The sequence below is a fragment of the Salinispirillum marinum genome, assembly GCF_042650105.1.
GTDB lineage: Bacteria > Pseudomonadota > Gammaproteobacteria > Pseudomonadales > Natronospirillaceae > Salinispirillum > Salinispirillum marinum.
In genome coordinates this window covers 1,165,118-1,178,328 of record NZ_JBHSAL010000002.1, presented here as the reverse complement: position 1 = coordinate 1,178,328, position 13,211 = coordinate 1,165,118, and the positions used below count along the sequence as shown (strand labels likewise).

Annotated in this window: 13 protein-coding genes; 6 read left to right on the top strand and 7 right to left on the bottom strand. The window is 54.2% G+C overall.

The genetic code is table 11. The features are described from left to right. The first annotated feature begins 53 nt into the window (after positions 1-53). Both rfbD and ACFOSD_RS12605 read left to right on the top strand, forming a co-directional pair. Positions 54-950, top strand: a complete 897-nt coding sequence (gene rfbD, locus ACFOSD_RS12610) for a dTDP-4-dehydrorhamnose reductase (protein ID WP_380697061.1) — start codon at positions 54-56, stop codon at positions 948-950. A gap of 15 nt (positions 951-965) precedes the next feature. Further along, positions 966-1,631: a flagellar brake protein gene (locus ACFOSD_RS12605; RefSeq protein WP_380697059.1), complete on the top strand. Its 666-nt coding sequence runs from the start codon at positions 966-968 to the stop codon at positions 1,629-1,631. Between the two features lie 19 nt (positions 1,632-1,650). Here ACFOSD_RS12605 and ACFOSD_RS12600 read toward each other — a convergent pair whose 3' ends face one another. Next, entirely contained in the window at positions 1,651-2,637 is a 987-nt protein-coding gene (locus tag ACFOSD_RS12600; RefSeq protein WP_449329098.1) for a polyprenyl synthetase family protein, read from the bottom strand. 302 nt (positions 2,638-2,939) lie between these two features. Here ACFOSD_RS12600 and rplU point away from each other — a divergent pair, with 302 nt between their 5' ends. From rplU to proB, 4 genes are all read left to right on the top strand, one after another. Next, entirely contained in the window at positions 2,940-3,251 is a 312-nt protein-coding gene (gene rplU, locus ACFOSD_RS12595) for a 50S ribosomal protein L21 (protein ID WP_449329097.1), read from the top strand. A gap of 17 nt (positions 3,252-3,268) precedes the next feature. Beyond that, positions 3,269-3,526, top strand: coding sequence for a 50S ribosomal protein L27 (gene rpmA / locus ACFOSD_RS12590; protein WP_380697057.1), 258 nt, complete (start codon positions 3,269-3,271; stop codon positions 3,524-3,526). A gap of 88 nt (positions 3,527-3,614) precedes the next feature. Beyond that, positions 3,615-4,802: an Obg family GTPase CgtA gene (gene cgtA, locus ACFOSD_RS12585; RefSeq protein WP_380697055.1), complete on the top strand. Its 1,188-nt coding sequence runs from the start codon at positions 3,615-3,617 to the stop codon at positions 4,800-4,802. Then, positions 4,789-5,925 (top strand): glutamate 5-kinase, encoded by a 1,137-nt coding sequence (gene proB / locus ACFOSD_RS12580; RefSeq protein WP_380697053.1) that lies wholly within the window; start codon positions 4,789-4,791, stop codon positions 5,923-5,925. Before cgtA ends, proB begins: the two co-directional genes overlap by 14 nt. Before the next feature lie 3 nt (positions 5,926-5,928). On the opposite strand, the gene coq7 is transcribed toward proB, so the two are convergent. From coq7 to dusB, 6 genes are all read right to left on the bottom strand, one after another. After that, positions 5,929-6,570 (bottom strand): 2-polyprenyl-3-methyl-6-methoxy-1,4-benzoquinone monooxygenase, encoded by a 642-nt coding sequence (coq7, locus tag ACFOSD_RS12575; protein ID WP_380697051.1) that lies wholly within the window; start codon positions 6,568-6,570, stop codon positions 5,929-5,931. After that, positions 6,567-8,783, bottom strand: coding sequence for a hybrid sensor histidine kinase/response regulator (locus tag ACFOSD_RS12570; protein WP_380697049.1), 2,217 nt, complete (start codon positions 8,781-8,783; stop codon positions 6,567-6,569). The genes coq7 and ACFOSD_RS12570 overlap by 4 nt, the downstream gene beginning before the upstream one ends. 176 nt (positions 8,784-8,959) lie before the next feature. Then, positions 8,960-10,249 (bottom strand): phosphoribosylamine--glycine ligase, encoded by a 1,290-nt coding sequence (gene purD, locus ACFOSD_RS12565; protein WP_380697047.1) that lies wholly within the window; start codon positions 10,247-10,249, stop codon positions 8,960-8,962. Positions 10,250-10,293: 44 nt separating this feature from the next. Beyond that, a complete protein-coding gene (purH, locus tag ACFOSD_RS12560; RefSeq protein WP_380697045.1) occupies positions 10,294-11,880 on the bottom strand; it encodes a bifunctional phosphoribosylaminoimidazolecarboxamide formyltransferase/IMP cyclohydrolase in 1,587 nt (528 codons plus the stop codon). A 24-nt stretch (positions 11,881-11,904) separates the two neighbouring features. Then, the gene (gene fis, locus ACFOSD_RS12555; RefSeq protein WP_380697043.1) at positions 11,905-12,198 is read right to left on the bottom strand and encodes a DNA-binding transcriptional regulator Fis; all 294 of its coding nucleotides are present in this window, start codon (positions 12,196-12,198) and stop codon (positions 11,905-11,907) included. Beyond that, on the bottom strand, positions 12,195-13,187 hold the full coding sequence (dusB, locus tag ACFOSD_RS12550) for a tRNA dihydrouridine synthase DusB (protein ID WP_380697041.1): 993 nt from the start codon (positions 13,185-13,187) through the stop codon (positions 12,195-12,197). The genes fis and dusB overlap by 4 nt, the downstream gene beginning before the upstream one ends. Positions 13,188-13,211 lie beyond the last annotated feature (24 nt).

The window sequence follows — 13,211 nt, the reverse complement described above, 5'->3', positions numbered from 1 at the left end:
TTGAATAAAGGCTTTACCGTATTGATAACCGCTAGCATGGAACCCCGCGCGCTATGAAGATTTTGATTGCTGGCGCGAACGGCCAACTAGGGCAAGCAATGCTGCGTGTCTGTGCTGATTTGCAGTTACCGCACTGCGGCGTGGCGCATGCGCAGATGGATATAACGGACCTAAAGCAGATTGCTGCCGTCGTTGAGCGAGAGCAACCGACCTATGTTGTCAATATGGCGGCCGTGTCTGATGTGCGCGCGGCGCAGTCGGATGCTGCGCATTGCTACGCCGTCAATCGGGATGGGGCCGCTAACCTGGCCCGGGTGTGTGCGGAACATTCGATTCCCTTGCTCCATTTATCCACGGATTATGTTTTTGACGGTCAGTTGGGCCTGCCCTACACCGAAGAACACAAGCCCAATCCGCAGAACGTATACGGTAATAGCAAGTTGGAAGGCGAAGAAGCGGTGCGTGAGCTGTGCCCGCAGCACGTCATTGTGCGATCCAGTTGGGTGTTTGCTGCAACAGGCAATAATTTTTTTGCGCGGACATTGGCCGCATTGCAGCGTGGCGATAGCGTGCAGGCAGCGAATGACCAGATCGGTTGTCCAACCTATGCGGTGCATCTAGCGCAAGTCTGTGCCGCCATTCTGCAGCAAGTGGATTGTGATACCGACCCGCCGTTGTGGGGAACCTATCATTATTGCGATCGCGGCCCCACGACGCGGTATGATTTTGCTCGTACGATTGCAACGACGTTCGCCCAGCGTACCGAGGCACCAGAGCCAAAAGTCGAGCCCATAGACAGCAGTGCATTGAATGACCGGGTGTATTCGGCGCGCCATGCCGTTTTGGCAACGGAAAAATTATTTTTTACCTTTGGCATTCGTCAGCGTGGTTGGCGCCAAGGGGTAAAGCGGGCGGTAGAAGTAGCTGCCCAGCATGGATTAACAGAATGACGCCACAGGGGAATCATGGCCAGCGTTGAACTCACAAAACTAAAAATACAACCGGGTGTTGGTGTTCATATGGAAGTGGCAGATCGGCCGGATTCCCGCCTGAGTACGAAACTGATTGGCTTGGTCGCCCCGCGCTCCGTGTTGGTCCAAACGCCCATGGTGGACGGTCGACCTGTCCTGTTTCGTAAGGATCAGTCTCTGATTGTGCGTTTTTTCGCCAATAAAGTGGCCTGTGGTTTCCGTACGAAAGTGATTCATCTATGCACCACGCCCTTTCACTACCTACATTTGGCGTATCCGGGGCGTGTCGAAGTCGGCGAGGTGCGTAACGCGGCGCGGGCGCAAGCGAACTTGCCCATCACCGTGATCAATAAAACCAACACCCAGATCGAGAATGTGCATGGTGCCATTGTGGATATCAGTACCACAGGCGCCAAAATTGAAACCTTGCAGCCGGTAGCGGAAATGGGTGATGAGTTGTTAATCACCGCTAAGGTTGCCGTGGGGCATATTACGCGGATTGTGAATATCGAAGCCTATGCGCGTACAGCGATAGACCGTTTTGATATGGCGAATTCTGTCGCGGCCTATGGTATTCAATTCAAATACCTGAGCGACGTAGACTTTCTCGCTTTGCATGCCTTCGTGAACAGTCAGCTCGTGCGTAACGCCGATCTCTAATCTAAGGTAAAGCGCCGAGCTATGTTTTGCGTTGAACGGCCAATATCGCCAGCCCGCATAAGGCGGCTTTAGCTTCGCTGTCAGGCCAGTCGGCCAGAGCATCGATGGCACGCTGGGCATGTTCATGTGCTTTTTGGGTGCAATAGCTTAGTGCCCCAGTAGCCTGCATGGCAGCCAAAATAGCCTGCACGGTGTCGGTTTCTGTGGTGCCTTGGCGAATGGCTTTGCGGATCATTTTCCGTGTTCCGTCATCGGTGGTTTTCAGCGTATGGATGAGGGGCAGTGTTACCTTACCTTCGGCCAGATCGTCACCAACATTCTTACCTAGCGTGGCGCTGTCGCCCGCATAATCCAATACGTCGTCTTGAATTTGAAAGGCCAAGCCCAGTTCCGTACCGTACTGCTGAGCCGCGGCAACGATGGCCGCGTCGGGTTGCGCTAACTCCGCTGCGCTGCCGGTAGCGGCGGCGAATAACATGGCGGTTTTGCCTTCAATCACCCGCATATAGTCGCTTTCACTCAAGTCAGGGTTCTTCACGTTCATCAGCTGCAGCACCTCGCCTTCCGAAATGACGTTGGTGGCATCGGCCAGAAGATTCATCACCGGCAAATTGCCGATTTGCACCATCAGCTGAAAGGCGCGTGAGTAGAGGAAATCTCCGACCAGAACAGAAGGGGCATTACCCCAGCGTGCGTTTGCCGTAGAGCGGCCACGTCGCATTGCTGACATATCCACCACATCGTCGTGCAACAAGGTTGCGGTGTGCAGAAACTCAATCACCGTCGCCAGCTTGATCAGATCCGAACTATCGTGGCGCAGTGCTTTGCCAACCAATAGGGTGACTAACGGACGAAGGCGCTTGCCGCCACTGGATACAATGTATTCGGCGATCTGTTCAACCAAGGGTACGCGGGAATTCAATTCGTCGTGAATGACGGCATCCACCGCAGCAAATTCTGCGGCAACCACGCGTTGAATATCGTTGATGTGCATGCTGGTCTGCATTGTTTAAGGGTCGCCTACCTACCGTGAGCCGGGGCCGATGCTATGGGCAGTCGGAGGGGGTGTCAAGGTGCAGCCCTAGCAAATTGACAGATCATTGACTCGCGTGGGGTAAACGGTTGCGTTGTAGCAGGGGATAGTCAACATTGCCCCTGTATATACTTGTTTTATGCATTACCTTTCGCTACAATTGCGCGCCTTCGAAAACCTCTCCCCACCATAGGGTGCCGCAGCGTAGGCGTTGCCTTTAGAAGTGGGTCAGTCAGAGGGAAGGTGTAAAGTCATATTTTTATTGGAACGTCATTATGTACGCTGTGATCAAATCTGGCGGTAAACAATACCGCGTTAAAGAAGGCCAGTTACTGAAGCTGGAAAAAATTGAATTGGAAGCCGGTTCTACTGTTAACTTCGATGAAGTTTTGTTGATCGGTAATGGCGACGATGTAAAAATCGGTGAGCCATTAGTGGCTGGTGCCAAGGTCACTGCTGAAGTGATCGCTCAAGGTCGTCACAAAAAAGTTCGCATCTTGAAGTTCAAGCGTCGTAAGCACCACATGAAGACCATGGGTCACCGTCAGTGGTTTACTGAAGTAAAAATCACCGGTATCACGGCGTAATTTAGGAGAGTATAAACATGGCTCACAAGAAAGCAGGTGGTAGTACCCGTAACGGTCGCGATTCACAGGCCAAGCGTCTGGGTGTAAAAGCCTTCGGCGGCCAAACCGTTACCGCAGGTTCAATCATTATCCGTCAGCGTGGCACTTCTTTTCATCCGGGTACCAACGTAGGTTTAGGCAAGGATCATACCTTGTTTGCTCTGAAAGACGGCGCAGTGAAGTTTGAAGTGAAAGGCCCGAAAAACCGCAGAACGGTTAGCATTGTAGCGGCTTAATCACCTCATTGATCTGAGTGACAAAAAAAGCTCTGTTGCTACAACAGAGCTTTTTTTATGTTCAGTTATCTATCCACAGAGAAATATCATGAAATTCGTAGATGAAGCCAACATCCATATACGTGCCGGTAAGGGCGGAAACGGTTGCGTGAGCTTCCATCGTGAGAAATTCATCACCAAAGGCGGCCCGAACGGCGGCGACGGTGGTGATGGTGGGTCTGTCTGGTTACAGGCCGACGAAAACCTTAATACCTTGATTGAATACAAGTTTAAGCGCAGCTATGCCGCAGAAAGCGGGCAGCCGGGCCGGGGCCGTGATATGACCGGTGCTAAAGGCGAAGACTTGGTTTTATTGGTGCCGGTGGGTACTGCAGTCCGGGATCTGGATACCGACGAGCAGTTGGCTGATTTGACCGAGCACGGCATGAAGGTGAAAGTTGCGCAAGGCGGTTGGCATGGCTTGGGGAATACCCGTTTCAAGTCGAGTGTGAACCGTGCTCCCCGTCAGTCAACCAATGGCTCACTGGGTGAAGAGCGCAACTTGCAACTGGAATTGAAGGTCATTGCTGATGTGGGTTTGTTGGGCTTGCCCAATGCCGGTAAATCGACCTTCATTCGGTCGGTATCGGCCGCTAAGCCTAAGGTCGCGGATTACCCCTTCACTACGTTGGTGCCGAACCTTGGTGTGGTCAGGGTCGATCATTTGAATTCCTTTGTGATCGCCGATATTCCGGGTTTGATTGAAGGCGCAGCCGAAGGTGCCGGATTAGGGATTCACTTCCTCAAGCACATTGTGCGTACCCGCGTGTTGCTGCACCTCGTCGATATGGCACCCTATGACAACACGACGCCAGAAGATAACGCGCAAATCATCATTAATGAATTGGAAAAATTCAGCCCTACACTGGCGCAGCGTGAACGCTGGCTGGTGTTGAATAAGATGGATTTGATTCCGGCAGAAGACCGTGCTGCAGCGGTTGCCCGGGTGGTGAAAGCTTTGGATTGGCAAGGGCCGGTCTTTGACATTTCAGCGATGAATCAGCAAGGCACTAAGCCGCTGACGCAATCCATCATGCAGCATTTGCAGAAGCAACGGGAATTGCTGGCCGAAAACGAAGATGCTGCTCGTGCTGACGCAGAAGAACGTGCTTTGGTGGAAGAAGAAGCCCGTGCACGCATTGAAGAAGTGAAACAGATGCGTCGTGCCGGACGTGATGCCGATGACGACGATGATGACGATGACCATGATGTAGAAGTCGTTTATGCACCGTACTGATGAGTCGATACAGACCGAATTGACGCAAGGTAAGCGTTGGGTGGTGAAGATCGGCAGCGCGCTGCTGACCGAAGACGGCCAAGGCATTGCTCGCGATCGAATAAAGGATTGGGTAGATCAAATAGCGCAATTGCATGCCGAAGGTGTGCAAGTGGTGCTGGTGTCGTCGGGCGCCGTTGCTGCCGGTATGATGGAACTGGGCTGGGACAAGCGCCCGGTTGAGCTGGAGTTGCTGCAAGCCGCCGCCGCCGTGGGGCAAAGCCGACTGATTCAATTTTATCAGGATTGTTTCCAACAACACGGGCTCGGTGCGGCACAAATTCTGCTGACCAATTCTGACCTGGCGGATCGGCAACGTTATTTGAACGCACGTTCAACGTTGCGTACGCTGTTGTCGTTGAATGTCATTCCGGTGATCAATGAAAACGATACGGTGGTGACGGATGAAATTCGGTTTGGCGACAACGATACCTTGGGCGCTTTGGTGGCCAACCTGGTGGAAGCGGATGCGCTGATCATCTTGACCGATCAAAACGGTATTTTTGATGCCGATCCGCGAAAATACCCAACGGCCAAACTCATTGCACGTACCCGCGCGAATGACCCAGTGTTGCAGGCTGTGGCGACGGAAGGCGGTGCCTTGGGGCGGGGCGGTATGGTGACCAAGGTTCGGGCAGCGCGGTTGGCCTCTCGCAGCGGTGCGCTGACGGTCATCGCGGGTGGACGTGCGGCACAGGTGCTGTCGCGGTTACGCGCGGGCGAGCACGTTGGCTCTTTCTTGTTGCCCGACGAAGAGCCACTGGCGGCCCGCAAACAATGGTTGGCGGGGCAGTTACAAGCCATGGGCTGGGTACGGCTCGATGCCGGGGCTGTAAAAGCCATTCGAGAGCAAGGTAAAAGTCTATTGCCGGTAGGGGTTACGGCAGCCGATGGCCGCTTCCAACGGGGTGATTTGGTGGATTGTGTCGATGAGCAAGGCGTGGTCGTTGCCAAAGGGTTGTGCAATTACAACGCCGATGAAACGCGCCGCATTGTGCGCAAAAGCACCGTCGCCGTTGAGGAGACCCTGGGCTATCTAAGCGAGCCCGAATTGATTCACCGCGACAACTTAGTGATTCTCTAGCCGCTAAATCCGGTAGGTGGTCAGGGTCATTACTTTTGCCACCACCGACATGGTTTCTTTAACTGGCCGCGGAAATTCATAACCTCCTGCAGCACGCGCGGAGGCCGCGTGGCGTTCTTCATCGCTCAGCATTTGTTGGACAATGGCGCGACTCTTCACGTCGTTTGCGGGTAAGGTGCTGAGATGCTCCTGCAGATGTCTGCTGACTTGATCTTCCGTTGCGGCAACAAATCCCAAGGAATAGCGGTCGCCCGCCTTGCCAGCGATAGCGCCGAGGGCGAATGACATACCATAAAACACCGGATTTAACAGGCTGGGTCGGCTGTTCAGTTCTTCAAGCCGGGTTTCACACCATGCCAGGTGGTCCAGTTCTTCATCGGCTGCCGCTGACATTTGCTGCCGAATGTCGGGTAAGGAGGCGGTACTGGCTTGCCCTTCATACAGCGCCTGTGCGCACACTTCACCCGTGTGATTGACGCGCATCAGACCAGCGGCATGTCGGCGTTCACCATCGCTTAAAGCGGTTGTTTCTGTCAGCGTTTGCGCGGGATTGGCGGTAGCCGCAACCACACTGCCCGGAACACAGGTTTTTAACGCACGGTCTATATGGCTGAGTGCGTGATCGATCCAGCTTAATGTTCTCATCCGTCGGGGTTCTCCTGCAGTAAACGAAGTAACTCGCGCGTGTTGATCGGTTTGGGTAATACGCCAACCGTACTTAAATCAGCGACCGCTTGTTCAACAAAGTGTTGATCGACACCGGTCAACATGATCACTTTGAGCCGCCGCAACCCTTCAATCGAGCGTATCTTACGCAACAGATCGAGGCCGTTCATGCGCGGCATTCGGTAATCAATCAGCGCCCAGTCAAACGGTTGGTGAAAGTACATATGGCTTTGCAAAATGGCTAAGGCTTCTTTGCCGTCACTGGCCAGCTCGGGCAGCATACCCCAGCCTCGTGTCTGGTCTTCTAATACGCGTCGGCAGGCAAAGTGGTCATCCACAATCAGTACTTTTTTGTGCAGCAGGGTTTCTAAATCACGCTGCATGGTGGCTGATTCGGGTACAACTTCGGCACTGAAAGGTATGCTGATCCAGAAGCTGGAACCCCGCTCAGCCCCCCGACTCATACCGATTTGGCCCTGCATGGCGTGCACAAGCGCGCGTGCAATCGGCAGGCCTAATTTAAGATAGGTGCGGCTGACATTGGGGTCGGATACCGGTGCTTTAAAATCGAACAATGTTGTTTGTTCCTGCTCCGGAACGCCGCGGCCTGTGTCGTCGACGCGCAAGCGGAGTCGATTTTCGCCTTCCAAACGAATGGTTACCACAATGTCGCCTTCTTCGGTATACCGTACGGCATTGTCCAAGAGAATGCGCAACACCTGACCCACAGCGTCGGGATCAAGGCGCACAAACTGCGGTACGGCAGGAAGAATCTGCGTCGCGACCTCAATCATTTTCTGGCTGGCCAGGTGCGCAAACGGGCTGACCACATCGTGTATAAACACGCCCAGCTCAACCCGTTTCGGGCGAATCTTCATCTGGTCGGACGTTAATCGGGTTAGGGTGCGAATCTCATCCGCCAGGTTGAGCATTTGCAGACCGGCATTGTTTATGGTGGCCACATACTCTTGTTGTTGGCTGTTCAGTTGGGTATCGCTCAACAACGAGGCCATGCCTAAAACACCATTAATGGGTGAGCGTAGGTCATGGTTTAGTTTGCGCAGCAGACCAATGCTGTCGCGCGTGGAGTCGGTCGGTAACTGCAAGTTGGAAAATACCGGGCGTTGTTTCACCCGGGCAACAAAGGCGCGTTGTATAAATACGCCATGAATCAATAATAGCGTTAATTGCAGTGGCTGATGGGCGCGGCCGGTGATGGCAAATTCGGTATGATATAACCATTCGAGTAGTGCCCACAGGATAAGGGTGAGTACCGCCGCTACGGTTTGAAACTGATGTACGTCTTCCCGGCGGATGCCAAAGCCAGCCAGGCGTGTCATTAGAAGTACGGCCAGCAAGGCGACCACGCCCAGTGTTCCAGCCAGTAAGGCGGTAACAGCGGCCGCAAGCACAAGCGCGTAACCCAACATGCGTTGATCTTGTGCTGCCCAACGTTGACCCCACCACATCAGACCTAACATGCTGGTACCCATGGCCAGTGCCAGTGCAGGCAGCCATTCCTTGTCGGCGGTTCCATTGACCCCCAGCAAGGGGGTAATGCCAACGTATTGAAATAGAGTAAACAGTACGAGCGTGAACAAATAGCCGGGCCACAAGAGAAAGTGCGAATTGGCCGTGTGTTCTTTGCGTCGGGCGGTTTGTCGGAGTAGCTGCACGACAGCCGCCAACAGCCCGGCACCCAGCAAGGCATAGATGTAAAAGCTCAACCATTGGTTGCGGCTGGTGAAGTAGCCCAGATTCTCGCAGTACAAGCCAAGGGTGTAGGGACGTTCACTGACCAAGCGAAACACCCAGTGATCTGTGGCTGCGCCGTCGGATAGGGCAATGGCATAACCACGTAATGTGGGGGTCAGCAGAGGGGTTACCTCAATGCCGTTTTTCCAGGCTTGAATCTGTACGCTACGACCGGTATCCAAGAGCAATAGGGCGTTGCCGTTGGTGGGTGAGTCCAAAGTGATGCTCAGCCATTGTGCGCTGGTGTCACCGGCGCCGCGTAAGCGGTTGGCCTTAACGGGTATCCATTGTGCCGTAAAACTCGGACTGACCACATCGGCGAAGCTGAATGAAGCCGAGTCATCCAATAGTTGGTAGGCTTTAGGAAGGACGTTTTCTACCCGGGCACGCGGGTCGAGGTGGTCGTTCGCCCACGCTAAGGGGGCGAGTAAAACCAAAAGTGCAGTGAGCAGCCGTGTAACCTGCCCAATAGACCTACGGGGCCATGTCAGCCTAGACGTGCATGGATGGCGCATGGGCGAAGGTCCTCCAGCATCAACAGGGGTGGGCCATGAGGCCGGTCAAACGGTGGGCTGCCATTCTATGGTTGCCCACCCAACCGTTCACTCAGTGATCAGCTCGACTGTTCGCGCTTAATCGCCCGGTGGCCAATATCCGTGCGATAGTACATGTCTTGCCAGTTGATTTGCTGCACCAAATCGTACGCCAGCGCTTGTGCTTCGGCAACATTGTGGCCCAGTGCGGTGCAGCAAAGGACGCGGCCACCGTTGGTGATTACATCGTCATCCTGTTCGGCCGTGCCCGCATGAAATACTTTTTGTTGCGCGTTTTCGTGCTCTGGTAAACCGTGAATGATATCGCCCTTGGCATAGTCACCCGGGTATCCACCCGCCGCTAGGACGACTCCCAGTGCGGCACGTGAATCCCATTCGGCGGATACGGTGTGCAGCTTCCCGCCAATGGCCGCTTGGCACAAGGCGACGAGATCGGACTTAAGACGCATCATGATGGGCTGGGTTTCAGGGTCACCAAAACGGCAGTTGTATTCCAGGACATTCGGCGTACCGTCCGCATCAATCATCAGTCCAGCGTACAGGAATCCAGTGTAAGGGTTACCTTCGGCCTTCATGCCGTCAACGGTAGGCCGAATGACGTCACGAATGACACGAGCTTCGATGTCGGGGGTGACCACAGGTGCGGGCGAGTATGCGCCCATGCCGCCGGTATTCGGGCCGGTATCACCGTTGAGGGCTGCCTTATGATCCTGGGAGGTGGCCATAGGGAGAATATGGTCGCCATCAACCATGACAATAAAGCTGGCTTCTTCGCCGGTCAGGAATTGTTCGACGACAACCCGCGCGCCGGCTTCACCGAACGCATTGCCCGCCAGCATGTCTTCTACGGCGGCACAAGCTTCGGCTTCTGTTTGCGCCAGTATCACGCCTTTACCCGCCGCTAAACCATCGGCCTTTACCACAATGGGTGCGCCCTTTTCTTTGATGTAAGCCAGTGCCGGTTCTACTTCTGTAAATACGCCATAGAATGCGGTGGGTATGTTATGGCGGGCCAAGAAATCTTTCGTGAAGGCTTTGGAGCCTTCTAATTGCGCGGCACCTTGCGTCGGGCCAAAAATGGCCAAGCCTTCCGCTTGAAAATGATCCACCACACCGATCACCAGTGGCGCTTCCGGGCCAACAATGGTTAAGCCAACGTTATTTTCGCGGGCAAAACGGCTCAGCGCTGCGAGGTCGGTTGGCTCTATGGCAATGTTTACTACCCGTGACTCCAAGGCAGTACCTGCGTTACCGGGCGCGACAAATACGGTATCAACGAGCGTTGATTGTGCAGCTTTCCAAGCCAAAGCGTGTTCGCGACCACCGCCGCCAATAATCAAAATGTTCATTGCGTGATCCTATTGCTGCGGTGCGGCTTGGTGCCGCACATCAATTAATGACGGAAGTGGCGCATGCCCGTAAACACCATGGCAATACCGTGTTCATCGGCGGCGGCGATGACCTCATCATCGCGCATCGAGCCGCCGGGCTGAATCACTGCTTTTACGCCCATATCGGCGGCTTGATCCAAGCCATCGCGGAAGGGGAAAAATGCATCGGAAGCCATCACCGAACCAGCAATAGTCAGCTGTTCATCGGCGGCTTTAATGCCGGCAATTTTGGCGCTGTAAACACGGCTCATTTGCCCAGCACCAACACCTACGGTCATCCCCTCATGGGCATAGACGATGGCGTTGGATTTAACGAACTTGGCAACTTTCCATGCAAATAAGAGGTCTTGCATTTCGGTGGGGCTAGGCTCGCGCTGGGTGACGACTTTCAGGGTGTCTTCCGAAACGATGCCTAAGTCGCGGTCTTGAATCAGCAAGCCGCCATTGACGCGCTTGAAATCCCAGTCGGCAGTTGGTTCGTTCCACTGTCCGCAAGCCAATACCCGAACGTTGGGTTTGGTCGACAAGACTTTCAGTGCGCTGTCACTGATTTCCGGTGCAATGATCACTTCCACAAACTGGCGGTCAATGATGGCCTGTGCGGTTACGGCATCCAACGCACGGTTAAAAGCAATGATGCCACCAAACGCCGAAGTCGGGTCTGTTTTGTAGGCCCGGTCATAGGCGCCGATGAGGTCACTGCCCATCGCCACGCCACATGGGTTGGCGTGCTTAACGATCACACAGGCTGGTTCAGCCAGGGTTTTTACACATTCTAAGGCTGCATCGGTATCCGCAATATTGTTGAACGATAAGGCTTTGCCTTGCAGTTGGCGCGCGGTAGATACCGAGGCTTCGGGGTGTTTGGGGTCAATATAAAACGCAGCGCGCTGGTGCGGGTTTTCGCCGTAACGCATATCTTGCGCTTTGTGTAATTGCAGGTTGAAAGTGCGAGGAAAAACCGCGCGTTGCTCAACGCTCAATTTATCGGCGGTTTGGTCTATGGAACCCAGGTAGTTGGCAATCATGCCGTCGTACTGAGCGGTATGTTCAAACGCTTTGAGCGCCAGATCAAACCGCGTTTTGTGCGTAACGCCACCTAAGCGGTCGACTTCATCCAATACACGATCATAGTCATCGACGTTCACCACAATAGAAACCCACGCATGGTTCTTGGCCGCACTGCGCACCATGGTGGGGCCGCCAATATCGATGTTTTCAATCGCCATAGGAAGGTCACAGTCAGGCCGGGCAACGGTGGCGGCAAAGGGATACAGGTTGACCACCACCAGGTCAATCGGGGTAATGCCATGTTCAGCCATAATGGCGTCATCTTGGCCCCGTCGCCCCAGAATCCCGCCATGAATGGTGGGGTGCAAAGTTTTTACCCGACCGTCCATCATTTCCGGAAAACCGGTGTGTTCGGACACCTCAGTGACCGGTAAATGATGCTGTTGCAGCAACTTGAAGGTGCCGCCGGTGGACAATAGAGCGACGCCGCGTTGATGGAGCGCAGTGGCAAATTCAACGATCCCGGTTTTGTCTGACACGCTGATCAAGGCGCGTTGAATGGCTACGGTGGCTTGCATAACGAATCCTATGGCTGTGCGAGTTTAAAGAAGGCCGTACTGTTTTAATTTCTTGCGCAAGGTACCGCGGTTTAAACCCAATACTTGGGAGGCTTTGGTTTGGTTGTCGTGGGTGTAACGCATCACCACTTCCAACAAAGGCGCTTCGACTTCCGACATAACCATTTGATAAACATCGCTCACATCCTGGCCGTCTAACTGTGAAAAATAGTTGTCCATGGCCTGTTCAACGCTGTCGCGAAGGGTTTGTGACTCAGTTGGTGTTTCTTGCCCAGCGACGGAGTGTTTCATGGTGACCTCAATTGAATTCGTATTCATGCTGCTATGATCTGTTCCTGTAAATCGGGTAAATCGTCAAAGTACTGATGGATCAACTGCAGTTGATCCATCGCGGTATTAAGCGTGTTGAAGCGTTGGCGAACGGTTTCACCTTGCGGCTGGGCATGTAGATACCAACCTAAGTGCTTGCGCGCGATGCGCACCCCGAGATATTCATCATAAAAATCATACAGGGCCTGCATGTGCGCTAATAATGTCTCCTTCCGTTCCGCGGTGGTGACGCGTGTTTGTACGGTACCGGTGCGCAATAATTCCGCGGTTTCCCTGAAAATCCATGGGTTTCCTTGAGCCGCGCGACCAATCATGACGGCGTCCGCATGGGTATAGTTCAATACCGCCTGGGCTTGTTCTGCCGTCTGAATATCGCCATTGGCGATGACCGGGATAGCTACTTGTTCCTTAATGGCGCGAATGGTGTCGTACTCCACCGGGCCTTTAAAGCGGCATGCCCGCGTACGCCCGTGCACGGCAAGCGCTTGAATGCCTGCGGCTTCCGCACATTGTGCAATGCGCACGCCATTGCGGTGCTCTATGCTCCAGCCGGTGCGAATTTTCAACGTAACGGGTACATCAACGGCCGCCACAACGGCGTCTAGAATGCGTGCGACCAGCGCTTCGTCCTGCAATAACGCAGACCCTGCCGCACGGTTGCACACCTTCTTGGCTGGACACCCCATGTTGATGTCGATGATTTGCGCACCATGGTCCACATTGAGACGCGCGGCATCGGCCATCTGTTGCGGATCACTGCCGGCGATTTGCACACTGATCGGGCCGGGTTCGTTGCGGTGGTCCATGCGCAAACGGGACTTTCGCGTGTGCCATAAACTGTGATCGGATGTCACCATTTCGGACACCGCCAACCCAGCCCCCAGCGCACGGCATAATTGGCGAAACGGGCGGTCGGTAACACCGGCCATCGGTGCAAGCACCACGGGCGGGTCAATCTGATAGGGTCCGATCTTCACGGCGCATCCAAAGTTGATCAGTTT

Excerpts from the sequence above, each read along its gene's own strand:
- rfbD (WP_380697061.1), top strand. The coding sequence starts at position 54 with ATGAAGATTTTGATTGCTGGCGCGAACGGCCAACTAGGGCAAGCAATG.
- ACFOSD_RS12605 (WP_380697059.1), top strand. The coding sequence starts at position 966 with ATGGCCAGCGTTGAACTCACAAAACTAAAAATACAACCGGGTGTTGGT.
- ACFOSD_RS12600 (WP_449329098.1), bottom strand. The coding sequence starts at position 2,637 with ATGCAGACCAGCATGCACATCAACGATATTCAACGCGTGGTTGCCGCA.
- rplU (WP_449329097.1), top strand. The coding sequence starts at position 2,940 with ATGTACGCTGTGATCAAATCTGGCGGTAAACAATACCGCGTTAAAGAA.
- rpmA (WP_380697057.1), top strand. The coding sequence starts at position 3,269 with ATGGCTCACAAGAAAGCAGGTGGTAGTACCCGTAACGGTCGCGATTCA.
- cgtA (WP_380697055.1), top strand. The coding sequence starts at position 3,615 with ATGAAATTCGTAGATGAAGCCAACATCCATATACGTGCCGGTAAGGGC.
- proB (WP_380697053.1), top strand. The coding sequence starts at position 4,789 with ATGCACCGTACTGATGAGTCGATACAGACCGAATTGACGCAAGGTAAG.
- coq7 (WP_380697051.1), bottom strand. The coding sequence starts at position 6,570 with ATGAGAACATTAAGCTGGATCGATCACGCACTCAGCCATATAGACCGT.
- purD (WP_380697047.1), bottom strand. The coding sequence starts at position 10,249 with ATGAACATTTTGATTATTGGCGGCGGTGGTCGCGAACACGCTTTGGCT.
- purH (WP_380697045.1), bottom strand. The coding sequence starts at position 11,880 with ATGCAAGCCACCGTAGCCATTCAACGCGCCTTGATCAGCGTGTCAGAC.
- fis (WP_380697043.1), bottom strand. The coding sequence starts at position 12,198 with ATGAATACGAATTCAATTGAGGTCACCATGAAACACTCCGTCGCTGGG.